The sequence below is a fragment of the Photorhabdus sp. RM71S genome (assembly GCF_042879355.1).
GTDB lineage: Bacteria > Pseudomonadota > Gammaproteobacteria > Enterobacterales > Enterobacteriaceae > Photorhabdus > Photorhabdus kayaii.
In genome coordinates this window covers 1-20057 of sequence record NZ_JBHFKV010000001.1, presented here as the reverse complement: position 1 = coordinate 20057, position 20057 = coordinate 1, and the positions used below count along the sequence as shown (strand labels likewise).

Annotated in this window: 18 protein-coding genes; 8 read left to right on the top strand and 10 right to left on the bottom strand. The window is 40.8% G+C overall.

Going from position 1 to position 20057, the window contains the following annotated elements:
* Position 1 precedes the first annotated feature (1 nt).
* The 4 genes from rsxC to ACGF5R_RS00075 form a co-directional block, all read right to left on the bottom strand.
* Positions 2-2227 (bottom strand): electron transport complex subunit RsxC, encoded by a 2226-nt coding sequence (rsxC, locus tag ACGF5R_RS00090; protein WP_387689068.1) that lies wholly within the window; start codon positions 2225-2227, stop codon positions 2-4.
* Entirely contained in the window at positions 2220-2852 is a 633-nt protein-coding gene (rsxB, locus tag ACGF5R_RS00085; protein WP_112878194.1) for an electron transport complex subunit RsxB, read from the bottom strand. The genes rsxC and rsxB overlap by 8 nt, the downstream gene beginning before the upstream one ends.
* Positions 2852-3433 carry an electron transport complex subunit RsxA gene (gene rsxA, locus ACGF5R_RS00080; protein WP_011146612.1) on the bottom strand — a complete coding sequence of 194 codons (582 nt, stop codon included), beginning with the start codon at positions 3431-3433 and terminating at the stop codon, positions 2852-2854. Before rsxA ends, rsxB begins: the two co-directional genes overlap by 1 nt.
* 107 nt (positions 3434-3540) lie before the next feature.
* Positions 3541-3981 carry a DUF2569 domain-containing protein gene (locus tag ACGF5R_RS00075; RefSeq protein ID WP_112878195.1) on the bottom strand — a complete coding sequence of 147 codons (441 nt, stop codon included), beginning with the start codon at positions 3979-3981 and terminating at the stop codon, positions 3541-3543.
* A gap of 183 nt (positions 3982-4164) precedes the next feature.
* Here ACGF5R_RS00075 and ACGF5R_RS00070 point away from each other — a divergent pair, with 183 nt between their 5' ends.
* The 5 genes from ACGF5R_RS00070 to ACGF5R_RS00050 all read left to right on the top strand — a co-directional run bounded on the left by ACGF5R_RS00070 (position 4165) and on the right by ACGF5R_RS00050 (position 7855).
* Positions 4165-5202: an oxidoreductase gene (locus ACGF5R_RS00070; RefSeq protein ID WP_112878196.1), complete on the top strand. Its 1038-nt coding sequence runs from the start codon at positions 4165-4167 to the stop codon at positions 5200-5202.
* Positions 5199-5846 (top strand): Qnr family pentapeptide repeat protein, encoded by a 648-nt coding sequence (locus tag ACGF5R_RS00065; protein ID WP_112878197.1) that lies wholly within the window; start codon positions 5199-5201, stop codon positions 5844-5846. The genes ACGF5R_RS00070 and ACGF5R_RS00065 overlap by 4 nt, the downstream gene beginning before the upstream one ends.
* Before the next feature lie 104 nt (positions 5847-5950).
* Complete coding sequence (locus ACGF5R_RS00060) at positions 5951-6922, top strand: bile acid:sodium symporter family protein (RefSeq protein WP_387689065.1); 972 nt, start codon at positions 5951-5953, stop codon at positions 6920-6922.
* A 286-nt stretch (positions 6923-7208) separates the two neighbouring features.
* A complete protein-coding gene (locus ACGF5R_RS00055) occupies positions 7209-7454 on the top strand; it encodes a type II toxin-antitoxin system Phd/YefM family antitoxin (RefSeq protein WP_112878199.1) in 246 nt (81 codons plus the stop codon).
* A complete protein-coding gene (locus ACGF5R_RS00050) occupies positions 7454-7855 on the top strand; it encodes a type II toxin-antitoxin system VapC family toxin (RefSeq protein WP_112878200.1) in 402 nt (133 codons plus the stop codon). Before ACGF5R_RS00055 ends, ACGF5R_RS00050 begins: the two co-directional genes overlap by 1 nt.
* Before the next feature lie 46 nt (positions 7856-7901).
* Here ACGF5R_RS00050 and add read toward each other — a convergent pair whose 3' ends face one another.
* The 3 genes from add to manA all read right to left on the bottom strand — a co-directional run bounded on the left by add (position 7902) and on the right by manA (position 11843).
* Positions 7902-8903 (bottom strand): adenosine deaminase, encoded by a 1002-nt coding sequence (add, locus tag ACGF5R_RS00045; protein WP_387689062.1) that lies wholly within the window; start codon positions 8901-8903, stop codon positions 7902-7904.
* 77 nt (positions 8904-8980) lie between these two features.
* Positions 8981-10531, bottom strand: a complete 1551-nt coding sequence (locus ACGF5R_RS00040) for a YdgA family protein (protein WP_387689059.1) — start codon at positions 10529-10531, stop codon at positions 8981-8983.
* A gap of 139 nt (positions 10532-10670) precedes the next feature.
* A complete protein-coding gene (gene manA, locus ACGF5R_RS00035; RefSeq protein ID WP_112878203.1) occupies positions 10671-11843 on the bottom strand; it encodes a mannose-6-phosphate isomerase in 1173 nt (390 codons plus the stop codon).
* Between the two features lie 295 nt (positions 11844-12138).
* Here manA and fumC point away from each other — a divergent pair, with 295 nt between their 5' ends.
* Positions 12139-13533 (top strand): class II fumarate hydratase, encoded by a 1395-nt coding sequence (fumC, locus tag ACGF5R_RS00030; RefSeq protein WP_112878204.1) that lies wholly within the window; start codon positions 12139-12141, stop codon positions 13531-13533.
* 154 nt (positions 13534-13687) lie between these two features.
* Here the strand turns inward: fumC and tus are convergent, their stop codons facing one another.
* Positions 13688-14614 (bottom strand): DNA replication terminus site-binding protein, encoded by a 927-nt coding sequence (gene tus / locus ACGF5R_RS00025; RefSeq protein WP_112878205.1) that lies wholly within the window; start codon positions 14612-14614, stop codon positions 13688-13690.
* Between the two features lie 509 nt (positions 14615-15123).
* On the opposite strand from tus, the gene ACGF5R_RS00020 reads away from it, so the two are divergent.
* Together ACGF5R_RS00020 and ACGF5R_RS00015 are read left to right on the top strand one after the other, a co-directional pair.
* The gene (locus tag ACGF5R_RS00020; protein WP_262981132.1) at positions 15124-15585 is read left to right on the top strand and encodes a hypothetical protein; all 462 of its coding nucleotides are present in this window, start codon (positions 15124-15126) and stop codon (positions 15583-15585) included.
* 161 nt (positions 15586-15746) lie between these two features.
* A complete protein-coding gene (locus ACGF5R_RS00015; RefSeq protein ID WP_112878207.1) occupies positions 15747-16859 on the top strand; it encodes a class II histone deacetylase in 1113 nt (370 codons plus the stop codon).
* 129 nt (positions 16860-16988) lie between these two features.
* Here ACGF5R_RS00015 and ACGF5R_RS00010 read toward each other — a convergent pair whose 3' ends face one another.
* On the bottom strand, positions 16989-17588 hold the full coding sequence (locus tag ACGF5R_RS00010) for a lytic polysaccharide monooxygenase (RefSeq protein WP_112878208.1): 600 nt from the start codon (positions 17586-17588) through the stop codon (positions 16989-16991).
* A gap of 460 nt (positions 17589-18048) precedes the next feature.
* Positions 18049-19656: an ABC transporter substrate-binding protein gene (locus tag ACGF5R_RS00005; RefSeq protein ID WP_387689056.1), complete on the bottom strand. Its 1608-nt coding sequence runs from the start codon at positions 19654-19656 to the stop codon at positions 18049-18051.
* Positions 19657-20057 lie beyond the last annotated feature (401 nt).

Below are 20057 nucleotides of genomic sequence, written 5' to 3'. Positions count from 1 at the left end.
ACTATTCTATTGAAATTTTCTGTTGTTCCTGAGCGTCTTTTTTGGCCTTAACCCTGGCAATAGCGGCGGCGACGGCAGCTTTACGTGGATCGGTTTCTTCCGCTGACGGTGTTTCTGCCTGAGTTTCAGTTAATTGCTGTGTTTGGACTTTCTTGGCTTTGACACGAGCAATGGCAGCGGCGACGGCAGCTTTACGTGGATCGGTTTCTTCCGCTGACGGTGGCTCTGCTTGAGTTTCAGCTAATTGCTGTGTTTGGACTTTCTTGGCTTTAACACGAGCAATGGCAGCGGCGACGGCAGCTTTACGTGGATCAGTTTCTTCCGCTGGCGGTGGTTCTGCTTGAGTTTCAGCTAATTGCTGTGTTTGGTCTTTCTTGGCTTTAACACGGGCAATAGCGGCAGCGACCGCATCTTTATGAAGATCTTGTTTTTCACTAGCGGTAGTTTCTGGTTCTCTCGCTTCTGGTGATGGTGTTACTTCTTGATTTTGAGCTGCTTTTTTCGCTTTAGCTCTGGCAATTGCTGCTGCTAATGCGGCTTTGCGTGGATCTTCTGCACTTGGTGGTTCAGATGGAGCAATACTAATATTTTCCACCGCCTGTTTTTCCGCTTGACGAGCGCGAAGCTGCTCTTTTCTTGCCTGACGAGCAGCTATTACTGCGGCATTATCAGGTATTTGCCCCGGTTCTATAGCAACAATTTTACCCGCGTTAGCCTGTTTTTCCTTCACGCGGGAAAGCGCATCTTGTACAGCGCTCTTATCTTTATTATCAATTTGGACGGTCGATTTTTTGTGCCTTTCCTCTCGGGCCAGTTTTTCTCGTTCCATGCGCGCCTGCTTAGCTTCGAAACGAATTTTGGCTTCGGTTGAACGGCGGTTTTCCTGATCCAAGGCCCGAATTTCGGCTTTCTCTTGGCGATAATATTGCACTAGAGGAATATTGCTTGGGCAGACATAAGCACAGGCGCCGCATTCAATACAGTCGAACAGATTGTGATCTCTGGCTTTTTCGTGCTCTTGTCCCCGACTGAACCAATAGAGCTGTTGTGGCAATAAACGGGCAGGGCAGGCTTCCACACATAATCCACAACGGATACAAGCTTCTTCCGTTGTATTTGAATCCATTTCCTGATGGGATGGAGCCAGAATACAGTTACTGATCTTAACGATGGGCACGTTGAGGTCAGGTAGCGTAAATCCCATTAAGGGCCCACCCATAATGACCATCTGTTCTGATTGTGGCGCAAAACCGGCTAACTGGAGAAGAAATTGTACCGGAGTACCGAGCCGCGCCCAAAAGTTACCCGGCGAGGTGATGGCTTCGCCAGTAATTGTGACGATGCGCTCAATCAAAGGTTCTCCATCAATAATGGCACGTTTGATTGCAACCACTGTACCTACGTTCTGCATCAGTACACCGATAGTAGAGGAACGGCCACCGGAGGGGACTTCTTTACCGGTCAGTATCTTGGTCAGTTGTTTGGCGCCGCCAGAAGGATATTTGGTTGGGATAACCCGGACGATAATCGATTTATCGCCCTTTAGAACGGTTTTGAGTTCTTTTATTGCTGCTGGTTTATTATCTTCGATACCAATCAGGATCTGCTCCGGTTTAAGCAGATGTTCCAGAATACGAATGCCCTCAATAAGTTCGCCGGCATGTTCCTGCATCAGGCGGTCATCCGCGGTAATATAAGGTTCGCATTCTGCGGCATTAATGATCAGTGTCTTAAGACCATGACGGCCGCTTTGTAGTTTGGCTGCGGTAGGAAAGCCGGCTCCACCTAAACCTGCGATACCGGCCCGATGGATTCGGTTAAGAATCGTATCTGCATCCAGTGATTGATAATCCGGTGCTTGAATGCGTTCACCCCATTGATCTTTCCCATCAGGGCACAAACGAACGCATAACTCTTTCAACCCGGATGGGTGCGCTGTAATACACGGTTCAATGGCAATGATTGTGCCGGAAGTCGATGCATGCACCGGTACAGTACGACCAGTGCCAAATGTCAAAGGTTGGCCTTTAAGCACTTCATCACCCACTTTAACCAGCAACTCGCCTTCCGTACCCAAATGTTGTTGCAATGGGATGATTAACTCTTCCGGTAGTGGCGCAATGCGTAAAGGGGTCTGGCTGGATTGCAGCTTCATTTCAGGTGGATGAATACCACCGGCGAAATCCCAGATTTTATTTTTATTGAGCAAATTAAATAAATTAAACATGGTGTTCAGCCTCAATATTTTTGACCGGGGTACTTTTAATGGAAGTGGCGAGAGGTGGCTGAACAGGAATATTTCTAACTGGAATAGCTTTTAAATCCCATTTCCAGTTGGAAGTGGTTGTTGCTACAGGGATCATCGTAATACAGTCTGTTGGACAAGGAGCAACGCACAGGTCACAACCGGTACATAAATCTTCAACAATGGTATGCATGGCGCGTGTAGCACCGACGATAGCGTCTACAGGACATGCCTGAATACATTTAGTGCAACCAATGCAATTTTCTTCATCAATAAAGGCGACTTTGCGTGCAGGGTTTTGTATGTTTGCATCACCATCTAATGGTTGAGGATCGATACCGAGCAGCTCTGAAATTTTCAGCATGACTTGCTCACCACCCGGTGCACATTTGTTAATCATCTCGCCATTATTCGCTACGGCTTCAGCATAAGGGCGACAGCCTGGGTAACCGCATTGTCCACACTGGCTTTGCGGCAGAATATCATCAATGTTTTCAACAATGGGGTCCTCTTCCACCTGAAAACGGCGGGCAGCAAACCCTAGGATTAACCCAAAAATTAACCCTAGCGCACTGAGTGCACCAATAGCAATCCATAACGATGTCATCAGAATTTCACCAAACCACTAAAGCCCATAAAAGCCAAGGACATTAAACCCGCAGTAATAAGACCAATAGATGACCCCTTGAAAGGGGCGGGTACATCAGCAACAGCCAGACGTTCGCGAATAGCGGCAAACAATACCATAACAAGAGAGAAACCGGCGGCAGCACCGAAACCATAGATAGCGGATTGTAAAAAATCGTGTGATTGATTGATATTCAGCAGCGCCACACCCAGTACAGCACAGTTAGTCGTAATCAACGGCAAGAAAATACCCAATAACCGGTATAACGTCGGGCTGGTTTTGCGTACAACAAGCTCTGTGAATTGCACCACGACTGCAATGACAAGAATAAAGCTCAGAGTACGCAAATAGATTAAGTCCAGTGGTAATAAAATAAAGGTATTCACCAGCCATGAACATACAGAGGCTAGTGTCATAACAAATGTTGTCGCAAACCCCATCCCGATGGCAGTTTCCAGTTTTTTAGATACGCCCATGAAAGGGCATAAACCGAGGAATTTCACCAAGACGAAATTGTTAACCAATACGGTTCCAACAAATAAAAGAAAATAGTCAGTCATTGCTGTGCCTGAAAATGAGTTTGTTGACTTTTTATTAAATTATAAGTATGCCCTCGTTTTACCAGGGGCAATCTATTGTTAATGATAACAACCAAAGAAAGTTGAGGTTATCGATCTTGTGTGAAAGTCATTTTGACTCGATGAGAGCGTTTAATGTAGGGGACAAAAATAGCAGTTGCCAATAGTGGCCATGCTAATGCACGCAAAGCTATTTGATCAGGAATAGGGGAGAAAGCGAAAGTTTTCAATGCAATTAATACGGTAACAATAAGCCAAATAATAAAAATTTGGGGAAATCTTTTTGATCGAATGAAAAGCAGTTTCAATACCCATAGGGTGTAACACCACATTACCGCAGTAATGGCAACAGAAAGAAACCACATTAAAGTAAAGTGATTATTCCCGGCACTCAATGCATTGTTTTGACTAAAAAATGCCACAATATATAAGGCGAGCATTATACTGGCGCTGAGAAAGGTCATAATCAGATAAGCCGCCGGAGCCAGAATCCAACCATTAATTCGATGGTAATCATTGGTTTGATACATAAATCATTCCACTTGAAGCTATATGAAAAAAGAATAATAGGCGATTCTGATAACTTAGGAAATAGATTGATTGAAAGATCTTCAAGAGTAGATTCAGAGATAATTTGCGCAGCGGTCATCACCGATGATATTTTTTACGGATGCTGAATTGCTGCATATTATTAATGAGTTTGAGAGGCTGTTATGCGTGAGCTGTTAAAGGTTGGGCTGGTGGGGTATGGTTATGCGAGTAAAACGTTTCATGCACCATTAATTGCTGGCACTGCTGGTGTTAAATTGGCCGCTATTTCCAGTAGTGATGCTGAGAAAGTGAAATCAGATTGGCCAAATATCCCGGTGATATCCCGCACTGAGGATCTTTTTAATGATCCCGACATTGACTTAATCGTTATTCCGACACCTAATGATACGCATTATCCTCTAGCACAGAAGGCATTGGCAGCGGGTAAGCATGTTGTGGTGGATAAACCGTTTACTATCACAGTTGAACAAGCTGAATCTTTAAAAGAGCAGGCAGAAAAAGCGAATTTATTACTTTCTGTATTTCATAACCGCCGTTGGGATTCCGGTTTTTTGACGATAAAGTCGTTAATTAAAGAGAATCGTTTGGGCAAATTAAAATATTTCGCATCCCATTTTGATCGTTATCGTCCGGTTATACGTCAAAGATGGCGTGAAGCGGCAGGGCAAGGAAGTGGCATTTGGTATGATTTAGGCCCTCACTTACTCGATCAAGCGGTTCAACTGTTTGGTAAACCGCAATCTATTACGGCTGATTTGGGAATGATTCGCCCACAAGCGGAAGCGGTGGATTATTTTCATGTATTGCTGAATTACCCGGATATCAAAGTAGTTCTTCATGCAACAACTGTGGCGGCGGCTGAATCTGCTGTTTATACGTTGCATGGTATGGAAGGTAGTTACGTAAAATATGGTCTTGATCCTCAGGAAGAGCGATTGAAAGCGGGGGAAAGGCCACTGCATGCCGATTGGGGATATGATATTCGTGACGGTGTTATGACACTGTTAAGTGGAGAGGAGTTAGTGACTGAACATGTGCCGACTTTGCCTGGTAATTATTCTGCTTATTATGCTGCTATCCGTGATGCGATTACGCTAGGTAAACCTAATCCAGTCACGGCAAGTGAAGCCATTCAAATTATGAAATTAATTGAAGCCGGTATTCAGTCGGCAAAACAACAACGAACAGTCATTATATGAAAACGTTAATACTGTGTGATGAGAAGATTGGACGTAACCAGTTTACTGGAAAGGTAATTGAAAACAGTAAATTCCTTAACTGCGATTTTTCAGGGGCCGATCTGAGCGAAACGCAGTTTATCGGTTGTCAGTTTTATGACCAGGAAAGTCAGATGGGGTGTAACTTCAGCCATGCTGTGCTAAAGGACGCCAGCTTTAAAAGCTGTGATCTGTCAATGGTTAATTTCAGGAATGCTAACGCCCTTGGTATAGAGATCAGGGAATGTAGGGCTCAAGGTTCAGATTTTCGTGGAACCAGTTTTGTGAATATGATTAGTTCTCGTGTCTGGTTTTGTCGTGCGTACATAACCAAAAGTAACTTGAGCTATGCCAACTTTTCTAAGGTTATTCTTGAAAAGTGTGAGTTATGGGAAAACCGTTGGAACGGTGCGAATATTCTTGGTGCAAATTTCAGTGGCTCCGATCTTTCTGGTGGTGAATTTGCCGCTTTTGATTGGCGCGCAGCAAATTTTACACACTGTAATCTAACTAACTCAATGCTGGGTGAACTCGACATTCGTAGCATTAATCTGGAGGGCGTGAAAATCGATACCTATCAAGCGTCGGAGCTGATGGAACGGCTTGGTATCGTGGTGATGGAATAAACTCCCGCAGAATTTCTTAAGATTTGTCTATTTTCAGCTATTTAATTCTTAGTAGTTAGCTTGGTAAACCGGGCTAACTATTTGCAAAGCAAGGAAAATAACTAATGACTTGGTGGCAAAAGTTAAGAATAGATCCTTTTTTGATGATATTAGTGACGGTAGTCGTTATTGCGACATTCTTGCCTTGCGAGGGAGAAATTAAAGTCTGGTTTCAACGGCTAACGACGGCTGCTATTGCTTTGCTGTTTTTTATGCATGGAGCTAAATTATCCCGTCAGGCCATTATTACCGGCATGGGACATTGGCGGCTTCATTTAGTTGTTTTTCTCAGTACTTTTGTCTTATTCCCAATTATCGGATTAGGGTTGAATTTGCTAGTACCCGAAATCATGACATCAACGATTTATTGGGGATTCCTTTATCTTTGTGCATTACCGGCTACGGTTCAGTCAGCTATTGCTTTTACCTCTGTTGCTGGTGGTAATGTTGCCGCTGCCATTTGCAGTGCTTCGGCGTCCAGTATTCTGGGCGTGTTTTTATCGCCAATATTAGTCGGGTTGATGATCCATACACAAGGCGAAGGCAGCCCCGATACGCTGGAAGCAATAAAATCCATAATTCTTCAATTGATGGTTCCTTTTATTATTGGGCATTTGTCGCGGCCATTGATTGCCCGTTGGGTAGAAAAACATAAAAAACTGGTTAATATGACTGACCGGTCATCGATTCTTTTAGTGGTTTATGTGGCTTTTAGTGAGGCGGTGGTAGAAGGTATCTGGCATAAAATTGATGGTTATTCGCTACTGATGATTGGGGTGGTTTGCTGTGTTTTATTGGCGGTTGTGTTGGTTATTAATACTTATATTGCCCGTTGGTTAGGTTTTAATAAAGAAGACGAAATTACGATTGTTTTTTGTGGTTCGAAAAAGAGTCTGGCTAATGGCGTGCCAATGGCAAATGTTTTATTCCCCGCTGCGACGGTTGGTGTAATGTTGTTGCCGTTGATGATTTTTCATCAAATTCAGTTGATGGTGTGTGCAGTATTGGCGCAACGTTATGCCAAGGGGTTAAAATAAAAATAGATATAAATCTATGGTAGGGAATGATTCAATTATCCAAAAAGATAGTTAATATGATGAATTGAGGCGACTAGGGTATATAAAAAATCATTTAACAATAAACCTATATTGTAGGCACTAACAGCGATTTTTCTTCTGAGGCAATCCGTAATGATATACGGTCATGGGATATATCCTTTAAATTGAGTAATTAGCAAGTTGTAAGCAAACCATTAGTCTAACTAAATTGACTAGACCAATAAAAATAACTATGCTTAAAGTATGTACAACAAGAGGTCATTTTATGGAAAAGGTTAACATCTACGACGCGAAAACTAACCTGTCCAGAATTATCCAGGAAGTCGCTCGCACCGGTGAGCCCGTAGTGATCGCCAAGAATGGTCATGCATTGGTTAAAGTCATCGCATACAGAGAAGATAAACCTAAGCGCAAGCTTGGTTTTCTCAAAGGCAAAGGTAGCGTCCCCGCCAATTTTGACGATATGAACAGCACCGAAGTTATTGATATGTTTGAAGGAAAATACTCCTAATGGATTTGTTGTTAGATACCAATATCCTGCTGTTCATGGCATATGAACCGGAAAAATTGAAAGCAGATATTGTTGATATACTTGAAGATACCGACAAAACTCTTTGTTTTAGTGCGGCGTCAGTATGGGAAGTGGTCATCAAAAATAGTCTCAACAAGCCTGATTTTTCCGTAGATCCCAAACAGTTCAGGGATGGGTTGTTTGAGGCTGGTTTGATAGAAATCCCCATAAAAAGCGAGCATACGCTTGTTGTGAGCGATTTACCTGAAAAACTACATAAAGACCCGTTTGACCGGTTAATTGTCGCTCAGGCGAAGCACAACAAGATTCCACTGATCACAAGTGATAGTAAGCTGATAAATTGTGTCAGTGATTATATAACCGTGATCCCTAATAAATAGCCAAAATAAGTCAGGAATGGAATCTCCATTCCTGCACTGTTTATATTTAACGACTTGCTGCTTTCATACGTAATGCCTGTTTTTCTGCATCACTGATAAAAGCGGTTTCCAGCCCATTTATCTGAGCCTGGCGAATTTGAGCAATAGATAAACCCGCGGCAGGTGCGGCAACTTCATATTCGTGGCGGATATCGATGCCTTCAACGGCCGGATCATCGGTATTAATGGAAGCAAGAATACCTTTTTCCAGGAATCGTTTCAGTGGATGGTCCAATAAAGAATTGACGGTGCTGGTTTGAAGGTTTGAGGTTAAACAGGCTTCAATACCAATACGGTTTTCAACCAAATAATCCATCAATACGGGATCGGTAATGGCTTTTACCCCATGACCAATACGAGAAGCTCCTAATTCCCTAATTGCTTGCCAAATACTTTCAGCACCAGCGGCTTCGCCGGCATGAATGGTTATATGCCATCCAGCATCACGGGCTTTGGTAAAATGAGATTGAAAAAGATGGCCGGGAAAACCTAACTCGTCACCCGCGAGATCCAATGCAGTAATATGTTGCTGGTGAGCCAGCAGGCTAGCTAATTCCTCAGTACAGGCTTGTTCACCAAAAGTTCTGCTTAAAATTCCGATAAGACGGATGTCGATATCGTTATTTTGACGGACAGAACGGATACCATCAATAATCGCTTCAACGACCCCTTCAACCGGCAATTTGTGGTTCATCGCCATGTAATAAGGGGAAAAACGTAATTCAGCATAATCTAGCCCAGTATTGATGGCATCTTCAACATTTTCGATAGCAACACGACGACAAGCGTCCAAATCAGCTAATACTGCCACTCCCCAATCAAGTTTTTGCAAAAAACTTACTAAGCTTGGTTCATTTTCAATAATTTGTACGTGAGGGAGTAGTGATTCCAGATCATTTGCTGGAAGCTGAATATTATGCTGGTTGGCAAGATCTAAGATAGTCTCCGGTCGGATATTTCCATCGAGATGGCGGTGTAAATCTGTTAGTGGGAGTTTTATGTCAATCACATTCCAGTCCTTTTTTATATAAAAAAGCCAGTCACATACGTTGACTGGCAATTTAACAAAACGTTTATGGGCGCGTTTTATTGCACAGGTTTCACAGTACCTTCTGCTTTCACTTTTCCATTGTCGTGGGGGGTGTCGCCTTCTGGCACTATTTGCTCTGGTGCTTCATCATCAGAAGGGTCGGATAAATTGTATTCAGACATGAACTGATGTAAGGGCATTTTCTTACCATTCATTTCTACATTACCGTCTACATAGTTAAATTTAATGCTGATAGCATCTTTATCAACCGTGGTAATTTTAAACAACTGTCCTAATTGTTCAAACTGTTTTATCTGTTGTTCAGCATTATGTTCAGCTTTTGCTTTATCCACACCATTCATTATCATCGACTGAGTAGCGAACTCAATCATCATAGGTTTTGGTAATGTGACATTCAGAGACATGTTTTGAATTAAAGTGCGAATAGCTTCTTCTGTTTTCATTGAAGACAAGCTACTTTTATCTTTCGGCAAGCTCTTCAAACCCACTTGGTAATTAATGGTGCTTTCACCTTTAGTATTCTTCCAGGTCAATGGCTCAATACCAAATTGTGGATTGTTTTTCAGCAAAATAGGCAGGTTAGAAAATACCGCGTCAATAATCGCTGTGTTTGCCGCATCGGAAGAGAGATCACCAGACGCGAGGGATTTAGTTGTGGCATCATTATATGCTTGGGTGAACTTACGGACAGATTCACCATCCAGACGATCCGCAGTAATTGCAAACTTACCAGAACCAAAATCAATGTTTTTCAGTTTAAGACCATCTAAACTATAAGTGATTTTTCCTTTCAGATTAGTTTCATCTTCACCGATATTTGAATCTATTTTAACTCCGGAAAGCATCATATCTTCATTGTCGATGCCTTTTAGGCTGATTTCCTGAATTTTGATGCTTTGATCGCCAATATAGATATCAAATTTGCCTTTTTTGTTAGCTAGGTTTAAATCAATACCTTTGACAAGGAAATTTTCGTCATTTTTATTGATGACTAACTGGTCACTCTTGATTGCCAGTGATATCTCTTTCAGATCACGGCTGAGATCGGAAGTCAGTTTGGCGCCGGAAAAATTGAACTTAGCACCATTTTTTTCAAAATCGACAGGGACGATATCAACATCAGAAATAACAGAACCACTATAACTGACACGTGAATCAGAAGTGAACAGTGATTTTCCTTTAGTGATTTCAAACAGGGGTTTTAAAGATTCATTATTTTCCAGCTCGGAATGTACGGAAGCCATACTAGGAATTAAGGTTAATTTTTTCACTTGTGCAAGTGGGAAAGGCCCGTGATCAATCACCGATTTAATTGAAATCTCTTCACCGGGTTTGATTTCTGCGTTTTTAACGCCGTCTTTAGCTGTCAGAACAAGACGGACATCAGAACTGAACACGCCACGGTGGAAATCTTTACTCTGTAACATCAGACCTGTTTCAGGGAAGGCTTTTTTCATCTCAGCATTGGCGCGGGAAATAGATTGATCTATACGTTGTTCAATCTGTTTACCTGTATACCATGAAGCTCCAGTCCAGGCTGCTCCCAAGGCAACAATAATGCCTATTGCCACTAACGATTTTTTCATAATGCAAATCCATCCTTTTAATGCATATTTTGCAGGTAATATGCATTCTCTTGGTATAAAAATGGCCGTTAACACAACTTGGAGTGTAAGTAGTGCTTAACAGCGCCTGTGAATAAGTTTTAGGCCCAGATTGGTATTATTAATTAAAAACCCGGGCGGTAAAACCATCACCGTGAATTATCACAGCCTTTTCGGCAGCAGATATGAATACTGACTCACCTGGGAAAATTCTCAATTGGTGTTCGCCAGATTGTATAACTGTTTGACCTTCAACACAAAAAACAATCGATGCTGAATTGTTATCAAGCGTAATTGACTGTTCCGATAGAGAATAAATAGAAAATGCAAAATCATCCACTGGAATATGGAAATTTTTAGCTGTTTTTTCCTGTCTTGGTAGCATAAATAAGGTGTTTGTTGGTTTTGAAATAAAGTCAAGGTTTGCCATTAGCTCAGGAATATCAATATATTTGTTGGTTAAGCCCGCTCGTAGGACATTATCTGAGTTTGCCATCACTTCAAGAGCAACGCCTTCCAGATAAGCGTGAGGCGTGCGGGCGCATAGAAACATGGCTTGACCAGGTTCAAGTTCGATGACATTAAGTAAAAGTGGAATAAATAGGCCATTGTCGTCAGGGTAAAATGCCGTCATTTTTTTGATGGAATCCCAAGGTTCTCCGAGCCGACTATTCAATGCTGATTTCAATACGCCAAGAGCTAACTGCTTTTGTTTACCACTCATATTCAGTAATTGGGAAAATAAGCAGGCAAGATTCTGTTCATTTGGTGTCTGAATAAAGAACGGAATTTTGGGATGGGCCGCAGTAATAAATTTCAGTAATTGCGCGATTTCGTTTAATGGACGGAACCCATTCATTGCCCGGAAAGGGGTAAGGGCATAAACCAATTCGGGCTTATGGTTATCATCTTTGTAATTTCTTTCCGGGGAATCCAACGGAATACCGGCGATATTTTCTTTGGCAAACCCCTCTTCTGCGGATTTTTTATCAGGATGAACCTGAATTGAAAGAGGTTGAGCGGCGCACAATACCTTAAATAGGAAAGGCAAACGGTGAAATCTATCTGAAACTTTTTTCCCCAGATATTTTTCCGGATCACTGGCTATTAATTCATTTAAGGCAATGGGTTTTCCCGTTTCTGGATTGACTACAAGTGAACTGCTTTTAGGATGGGCACCCATCCATAATTCAGCCATTGGCAGATTATCTGGATTTTCAACACCATAAATATCCATCAGGGCGGTTTTGCTTCCCCATGAATAGCGCTGGATCTGATTTATCATCTTCAACATGGCCGTTACTCTCTTTTTAAAAAAATCAATCTATTTCCTTTCTACCACAATACGATAAATACGACTTGGTTGGCATAATCAGGAACTAATATGTGGCATGATAACAGAATGCTAATCAGTTTATCTGCAAAGACTGATTATACCCTATTGATTTCAAGATGCATCGCGACGGCAAGAGAGCGAATCCCTGGGAGCATAGGTAACTATGTGACCGAGTGCAGCCAACAAAGAGGCAACTTGAAAGATGACGGGTATATGCATATTCGATTATTCTGTGTGTTAAGGAGAGATAGTAATGGCAGCCACTCGCATTGAAAAAGACTCAATGGGGCCTATCGAAGTACCTGCTGACCAATTGTGGGGAGCGCAAACTCAACGCTCACTTGAGCATTTCCGCATTTCGCAGGAGAAAATGCCGGTTGCATTAATTCATGCTCTGGCATTGACCAAACAGGCTGCGGCCGGTGTCAATATGGATTTAGGCCTTCTGCCGCAAGAACGTGGAGAAGCAATTATTGCTGCTGCGAAAGAAGTGCTGGAAGGTAAACATCCGACAGAATTTCCGCTTGCTATCTGGCAGACCGGTTCTGGAACACAAAGTAACATGAACATGAACGAAGTGTTGGCGAACCGTGGTAGCGAGATCCTTGGTGGGGTGAGGGGGAATGAACGCCTTATCCATCCTAACGATGATGTCAATAAAAGTCAGAGTTCTAACGACGTTTTCCCAACAGCAATGCATGTTGCCGCTGTTATCGCGTTGCGTGAACACCTTATTCCTGAGCTGAAAATATTACAAAAAACATTGGCTGATAAAGCTGAAGCTTATAAGGATATCGTTAAAATTGGTCGTACCCACCTGCAAGATGCGACGCCATTGACCCTTGGTCAGGAAATTTCTGGTTGGGCTGCAATGTTAACGCATAATCTGAAACACATTGAAGACAGTATTCCCCATGTTTGTGAACTGGCGCTAGGGGGAACTGCGGTTGGCACCGGCTTAAATACTCATCCTGAATATGCTGTTCGTGTTGCTAAGAAATTGGCTGAACTGACCAACCATCCGTTTGTTACTGCACCAAATAAATTTGAAGCCTTGGCGACTTGTGATGCTCTGGTTCATTCTCATGGGGCATTAAAAGGTCTGGCAGCATCCATGATGAAAATTGCAAACGATGTTCGTTGGTTGGCTTCCGGCCCTCGCTGTGGTATCGGCGAAATTTCAATTCCTGAAAACGAACCGGGTAGTTCAATCATGCCAGGTAAAGTTAACCCAACTCAGTGTGAAGCGGTGACAATGCTTTGTGCTCAGGTGATGGGTAATGATGTTGCTATTAATATTGGCGGTGCATCTGGCAACTTTGAGCTGAATGTGTTCCGTCCAATGGTGATTAATAACTTCCTGCAATCTGTTCGCTTGCTGGCGGATGGTATGCGTAGTTTCAATGAACATTGTGCAGTTGGTATCGAACCTAACCGTGATCGCATTACTCAGTTGCTGAATGAATCTCTGATGCTGGTAACAGCGCTGAATACACATATCGGTTATGACAAAGCCGCAGAAATTGCTAAGAAAGCCCATAAAGAAGGGCTGACATTGAAACAATCGGCGATGAAACTGGGTTATCTGACAGACGCAGAGTTTGATGAGTGGGTTCGTCCGGAAGATATGGTTGGCAGCTTGAAGTAATTGTTGTTTAGACATGAAAAACTGACCGGAGACGAATGCTCCGGTTAGTAGAATGTACGGGAGTATTCTGGAAAAATATCATGCGTTCATGCAGATGCTGGAGCAACCGCTTTCTGACACCCTCGCACTGGACAAGGGTTTACGGCGGTTTTTGCTAAATCTCACGATATAAATGTAGCCTTGGAATAATCAATTCCAGTGGTTTGGCTTTGGGTTTATAACGATGCACTATGGCATTGGCATCGTAGTTGGCAAGTCTACCTATCTTTGGTTGGTTATCGCCATAGTTAACATAAAATGCAATTATTGGCAGGGGACAAGCATACTGCACCTGTTTTTGTTGTTCCGCATACCAGACTCGTGCAATGGGCTGCACTTTCACTGGACGTTTGATTTTTAAAACCACATCATTAGGTAATTTTTTTATGTCGATAATTTCTTTGGCGACTAATGCTGCCCACTGTTCACGAGAATAGGGGGAAACTGCTCGTCCAGCGTTATAGCTTTTCTCTAAACGTTGTAGAATTTGATCTTTTGTGACTTTATTGATGATATTTTTATTTGCCCAACCAAAGCGAACTGAATCGGGATTGATAAGGGGAGTGATGGTTCTGTAAGCGTTTAAAGTTATCAAACCATGTAACTGACTGTGAACAAACTCAAACCGTTGTTCTTTATCCACTCCTGATTGCACAGTTACGATATGTTCAAGTTCTGCTTTCAACTTATTAATTTCCTCAATCAAAAGTAAAGCAGAGCGATATTGTTGTTGGTTCACAGAAAAACATAATACACCGGGAAGACGAACGGCAGCTTTACTGCTGATATTTTGGTTGTTGTGATATATAAATAGCTTCTGGTAATGATTTAACCCTATATTTAATGCGTCATTATCCGTCGCTTCATTAACAATTATTTTCGTTACTGGCTCATGTTCACTGCCTTTTTCTACATCAGGCAGAATAAACACATGAGCGGCCAACAAAGAATAGCTATTTAATTGTTCATACAGTTGTTTCAACTTATTCTCTTGTCTTTGAAAACAACTATTCAAATCTTCAATTGATAAATATTTACTCATTTGAATAACACAATTAGTTACAACATACTTTTTATTATAAAACAAAAGGAGCAAACATCAAACTCAAATATGTCAAATGCACATTCAACCACCTATAAAATTTGAAGGCGACAATGTGGTCAGGAATGTCACTAAATGATACCACTGAGAAAAAACACAAAATATCAATGCATTGAACGTTACTATGAACAAGACTGTTTGGTGGAAATGTTCATTTCAGCAGCACAGAAACAATACTCGGGGTGGGGCGAAGGCGGATTTTTACTGTCACCTTTGTGCCATACGCCACACAAAGCCATCGAATATTAAAATTCAAATAAACAATAAAAGTTATAATATCCTTGTGTCGAAATTCATGGTTGGATTGTAGATGTCATTTATTATGAATTTTTTAGATATTTATATATCAGGATACTGATGTTGATTATTGAGCTTCATTAAAAAGACACAATAATTAAAATATCTACCTAAATGAATGTGAATACCACATAAACTAACGAAGAATGATTATGGGAATACTCACAGGCAACGATACTCCGATCCCAGGAAAATCCTATATTATTCATCCGTATCCAGCGGGTGATTACGCGACTGCTGTAACGGTGGCTAGTAAGTTTCATGCAGCGCCGGGGAGCGTGTCATTGGCAATATGGGAGAGCACTATACCACACCAAAAATTTGAGTGCGTCTGGGAAGGAAAGAGGGGAGGCTACCTTGGCTTTATTTGCCGGGCCTCCCCTGTAAGTGATCACGGGGCTTACCTTGGCTACAACGCTCACGAGATACTTATCTGTAAAGCTCAGTACCAACAAAAATGGGAAGATATGGCTGTGGTTAAGCGTTCGTCTGGAGGATTCGAGTGGTGTATGAGAAAGGATGACCATCTTGCATTTGTTGGAATTCAGGGCAACATACAACTGAAAATACTTAGAGACTTTACCACGACATGGGGCTTCACCGAGTGGTTCTGACCTCTAAATCCAGCAGTTAAGTGCTGGATTTAGAGGTCAGAACATACTTGTTCGGGTTATCTCATCGGTGCCCACGAATATTAGGGAGGCTTAGGCATAATCTGTTTTTGTTTTGATTATATTAATGATATGTTAATTAATTTAATATATAAGGAAGGGTGATGAAACGAAAAACAGGGTTTTTCTTTGATGAACATTGTTTTTGGCATAGTACTGGCGCGTATGTAGTTACTTTACCTGTCGGTGGTTGGGTTCAACCTACTTCTGGAACTGCACATGCTGAATCGCCGGAAACAAAAAGGCGGCTAAAAAATTTGATGGATGTATCGGGCTTGAGCCACTCTTTGCACCTTTCTTCGGCATCGCCTATTGATGAGCAAACACTACGTAAAATTCATCCGGAAGAGTACCTGAAGCGGTTTAAGCAAGTCAGTGATAATGGTGGAGGAATGCTTGGTATAGAAGCCTCTCTGGGGCCGGGAAGCTATGAAATTGCTAAGCTTTCAGCCAGCCTTGCTTGTGCGGCGGTGGAAGCAGTGCTTAGCGGTGAGCTTGATAATGCTTACAGCCTTTCTCGACCACCAGGTCATCACTGTTTACCTGATAAGTCCATGGGATTTTGTTTTCTAGCAAATATCCCATTGGCAATTGAACAGGCAAAAGCACGTTTTGATTTAAAACGAGTTGCGGTCATTGATTGGGATGTTCACCACGGTAATGGTACTCAGCATATTTATTGGGAGCGTTCTGATGTTTTGACCATCTCGATACATCAGGATGGTTGCTTCCCTCCAGGATACAGCGGTGAAGATGATATTGGGGAAGGTGAAGGAATAGGTTATAACCTGAATATCCCATTACTTGCTGGAGCCGGACATAATAGCTATATCTATGCAATGACACAGATAATACTTCCAGCGCTTGAACGTTTTAAACCGGAACTGATTATTGTTGCCTGTGGCTATGATGCGAATGCGGTGGATCCTTTGGCCAGGATGCAGCTCCATAGTGAAAGTTTTCGGGAGATGACCCAGCTAGTGCAACAGGCAGCAGATAGTTTATGCGACGGAAAACTAGTCGTTGTTCATGAAGGCGGGTATGCGGAGTCTTATGTACCATTCTGTGGATTGGCTGTACTTGAACAGATGAGCGGCATTCGTACGGAAGTCAAAGATCCAATGTTAGATTCTATACGCTTGCAGCAGCCAAGAGCTAAGTTTGAGCTATTTCAACAACAACAGCTTGATAAACTTAAAGAAAAATTCGGTCTTTGAGCTTTGTTGCGTAGGTTTGTTCCACATAATTTGGGAGCAAACCTATATTAATTGAGTTCAATAGATGGAACAAGAAGTTCGATAAACAGGAACAGCATCATGCTGTTCCCGATAATAGTTATTTTATAATCAAGCAGGGCTAATTGTTGTGTCAATTACTTGGTAAAATGCATTTAAGGTATCTGAGATTGTCCAAATACCCAGTATAACGTGATAGCCTTGATAACCCTCTGGTAAGGTACATTTATTAATAACTCGGTTGCCCGGCATTTTTTCCTGATAATCCTCAAAGCAGAAAGGTGTACTATTAAATTGCTCTCTGGTTAAAGGTTTATTGGGATCCCAATTAGGTTTGGTAATAAAATATTCCCAACTTGAGGTTTTGTGTTGAATCATAATTTCCCACTGAAACTCAATATCACCGGCAGTAATAGGAATTTTTCTCCAGCGATCTTCAGTTTGAACATCCAATGAGCCAAAATGACCAATGCCAGCGCTAGCAATATGGCCATCTTCCGGACCAGTTTGCGGAAAGCCTTTCTTAGCTTCAAGAGATTGAGGCTCATACTTAACTAACCCACAATCCGTATTTTGTTCATTTCCCTGTGCAGAACAAAGGAATGCACGACTTCCTGGACTATCAATATAACCATGAGCCCATGCGCCATTAAATAAAGCTGTAATTATCGTAGCGGATAAAGTCATCACTTTCACTTTATGTTTATACATAATAGTGTCCTCCATTTTACAGGATAATTTATCTACGACAAATAAAGCCCCAGGACTTAGCTATCAATTCTAGATAAATATAATATGATTATCCATTTCATAAATTGATTAACAATCTAATTATATTAAGTTATTGAAATTTTGTTTGAAATATGCCTGTTACTATTTTTTGTAATATAAAACGATATGATTTTTCTAATTTATTCGATATGGTTCATATAATAGACAGTTGATGCATCTTAGGTAACGCCCGCTATCTTAAAAACACTTATTTATAGTTATGGTGATATATTTTCATCAGAATATTCCTATTCAGATAATTAAAATAAAAAATTATCGATATATGGTAATAAAAACAATTGATTAAAATATTAAATCATCTCATATCTCATATTACGGTTTAAAACAACCAACCTGTCCAAAACCGTAATATCTACTTAAGTACTATAATAATATTCTACTAATGTTTAATAACATAAAGATCTTTTGTCGACACAAAACCCAATGGGCTCATATAATACCCACCAATATAAGGTTTGACTAATCTGACACCGATATAGTAATAAACAGGAATTGCTGGTACATCTTTTGCCAAAATATCTTCTGCTTGCTGAAAATATTTTCGATCATTTGTTGCTTTAGCTTTATTTATCAAATCATCATAAGTATGATTGCTATATAAGAATGTATTATTAGAACTATCAGTAACAAAATTATTTAAAAACGAGGCAGGATTATCGTAATCAGCGATCCGTGCATATCTCACCATCTCAAAATTACCTTGATGAATAACATCCAACATAGCTTTTCGTTCTTGGTTCTGCAAAATAATATCTACATCCAGACTTTTTTTCCACATTGAAGTCGCCGCAATAGCAATCCGTTTATGCTCTTCTGACGTATTATAAAGAAGTTTAAATTTCAATGGGTTACTTCTATTATAACCCGCTTCATTTAATAACTTCCTAGCTTTCTCAATTCTTGCTTGTTGTGTCCATGATGCATAATCAGGTTGCCCTAAATTCATTCCTCCAGTATTTGGTGGAGTATGATTATAAGCAGGTTCTTGACCTTGCCCCAAAACTTTATTCGCTATAATCTCTTTATCTAAAGCCAAATTTAATGCCTGCCTGACTCTGAAATCATTAAAAGGTGGTTTTTTATTATTAAAATCATAATAATAAACACCTAATGCTGGTGTGATATGAACTTGATTACCTAATTTTGTCTTTAAGGATTTAAATAAAATCGACGGGATATTCTTGGTGATATCAATTTCTCCGGCTAGATAACGATTGATATCTGCCGTTTCTGATGCTATTGGAAGGTAGGTGACTTTATTAATAACAGTATGAGCACTATCCCAATATTGTGAATTCCTGATACCCACAACTTTCTCATTAACAACCCATTCGGATAACTTAAATGGCCCACTACTGACAAATACATCGGAATGAGTCCATTTTTCGCCATACTTTTCAACCGCTTTTTGGCTTATAGGTACCATAACAGGGTAGGCCAACATCTGTAAAAAATAGGATACGGGTTGTTCTAACGTCACTTCCAAAGTTAAATTATCCAGCGCTTTTACACCTAATTCATCGGTTTTTTTCTTGCCAGCAACAATATCTTTGGCATTGACTACATGCATGTTTCCAAGATAACTGCCATACGGAGAGGCAATTTTGGGATCAACTAAACGTCGCCAGCTAAAAACCACATCATGGGCAGTAATAGGGGAGCCATCAGACCACTTTATTCCTTTTCTTAGATGAAATAACCACACTTTATTATCTTTGGCTTCCCAACTGATCGCTAAATCAGGATTGATTTTTCCATCACTGCCCGCTCTGATTAATCCACTAAAAAAATCATGAATAATATTAAATTCAACATCATTTTCAACTTTATGAACATCAAGAGACACAGGTTCCGAACCATTATTGCGAACGATATCTTGATTAACTGACAATAATGTACCTGCTGGAATAATTGCGGCATGAGATAATACCAGGTTTCCAAATATAATACCTGTGAATAAGGATATATTCCTTAATGTTTTATTCATCGTTTGTTCTCCAAGAGAATTTCATTTTGGGGGTATCTATTTCAGGGAAGTCAATTTTTTGATAATTAAGGTTTTTATATAATTTTGCAAACCAAACCTCAGAATGTTTATGACTATTTAAGATATTAAGTTAAAATTACGTGATTCTATTGAATACCCTATTTTGAATGTAAGAGGTATAACTATAATTAAGTATTAGCATAAAATACTTAGGGCTACTTCATCAATATCATGAAATTTAAGCAATAAATCTAATTTGTTTTTTAATTATACACCTTGAAATATTCACTCATGGCAGATTCGACTAATAAGTGCAATTTTTCAGAAGGGCGGTCAGTTGCTATAGTAGGCATCTTTCTCGCCAAAGGAAAATGCACTATGGCCTATACACAACTGACCGA

What these genes read in the sequence shown, in the direction of transcription:
- ACGF5R_RS00070 (WP_112878196.1), top strand. Translation starts at nt 4,165, where the DNA reads ATGCGTGAGCTGTTAAAGGTTGGGCTGGTGGGGTATGGTTATGCGAGT.
- ACGF5R_RS00055 (WP_112878199.1), top strand. Translation starts at nt 7,209, where the DNA reads ATGGAAAAGGTTAACATCTACGACGCGAAAACTAACCTGTCCAGAATT.
- rsxC (WP_387689068.1), bottom strand. Translation starts at nt 2,227, where the DNA reads ATGTTTAATTTATTTAATTTGCTCAATAAAAATAAAATCTGGGATTTC.
- ACGF5R_RS00050 (WP_112878200.1), top strand. Translation starts at nt 7,454, where the DNA reads ATGGATTTGTTGTTAGATACCAATATCCTGCTGTTCATGGCATATGAA.
- manA (WP_112878203.1), bottom strand. Translation starts at nt 11,843, where the DNA reads ATGTTGAAGATGATAAATCAGATCCAGCGCTATTCATGGGGAAGCAAA.
- ACGF5R_RS00020 (WP_262981132.1), top strand. Translation starts at nt 15,124, where the DNA reads ATGGGAATACTCACAGGCAACGATACTCCGATCCCAGGAAAATCCTAT.
- ACGF5R_RS00005 (WP_387689056.1), bottom strand. Translation starts at nt 19,656, where the DNA reads ATGAATAAAACATTAAGGAATATATCCTTATTCACAGGTATTATATTT.
- ACGF5R_RS00075 (WP_112878195.1), bottom strand. Translation starts at nt 3,981, where the DNA reads ATGTATCAAACCAATGATTACCATCGAATTAATGGTTGGATTCTGGCT.
- ACGF5R_RS00060 (WP_387689065.1), top strand. Translation starts at nt 5,951, where the DNA reads ATGACTTGGTGGCAAAAGTTAAGAATAGATCCTTTTTTGATGATATTA.
- fumC (WP_112878204.1), top strand. Translation starts at nt 12,139, where the DNA reads ATGGCAGCCACTCGCATTGAAAAAGACTCAATGGGGCCTATCGAAGTA.
- ACGF5R_RS00040 (WP_387689059.1), bottom strand. Translation starts at nt 10,531, where the DNA reads ATGAAAAAATCGTTAGTGGCAATAGGCATTATTGTTGCCTTGGGAGCA.
- ACGF5R_RS00065 (WP_112878197.1), top strand. Translation starts at nt 5,199, where the DNA reads ATGAAAACGTTAATACTGTGTGATGAGAAGATTGGACGTAACCAGTTT.
- ACGF5R_RS00010 (WP_112878208.1), bottom strand. Translation starts at nt 17,588, where the DNA reads ATGTATAAACATAAAGTGAAAGTGATGACTTTATCCGCTACGATAATT.
- ACGF5R_RS00015 (WP_112878207.1), top strand. Translation starts at nt 15,747, where the DNA reads ATGAAACGAAAAACAGGGTTTTTCTTTGATGAACATTGTTTTTGGCAT.
- rsxB (WP_112878194.1), bottom strand. Translation starts at nt 2,852, where the DNA reads ATGACATCGTTATGGATTGCTATTGGTGCACTCAGTGCGCTAGGGTTA.
- tus (WP_112878205.1), bottom strand. Translation starts at nt 14,614, where the DNA reads ATGAGTAAATATTTATCAATTGAAGATTTGAATAGTTGTTTTCAAAGA.
- rsxA (WP_011146612.1), bottom strand. Translation starts at nt 3,433, where the DNA reads ATGACTGACTATTTTCTTTTATTTGTTGGAACCGTATTGGTTAACAAT.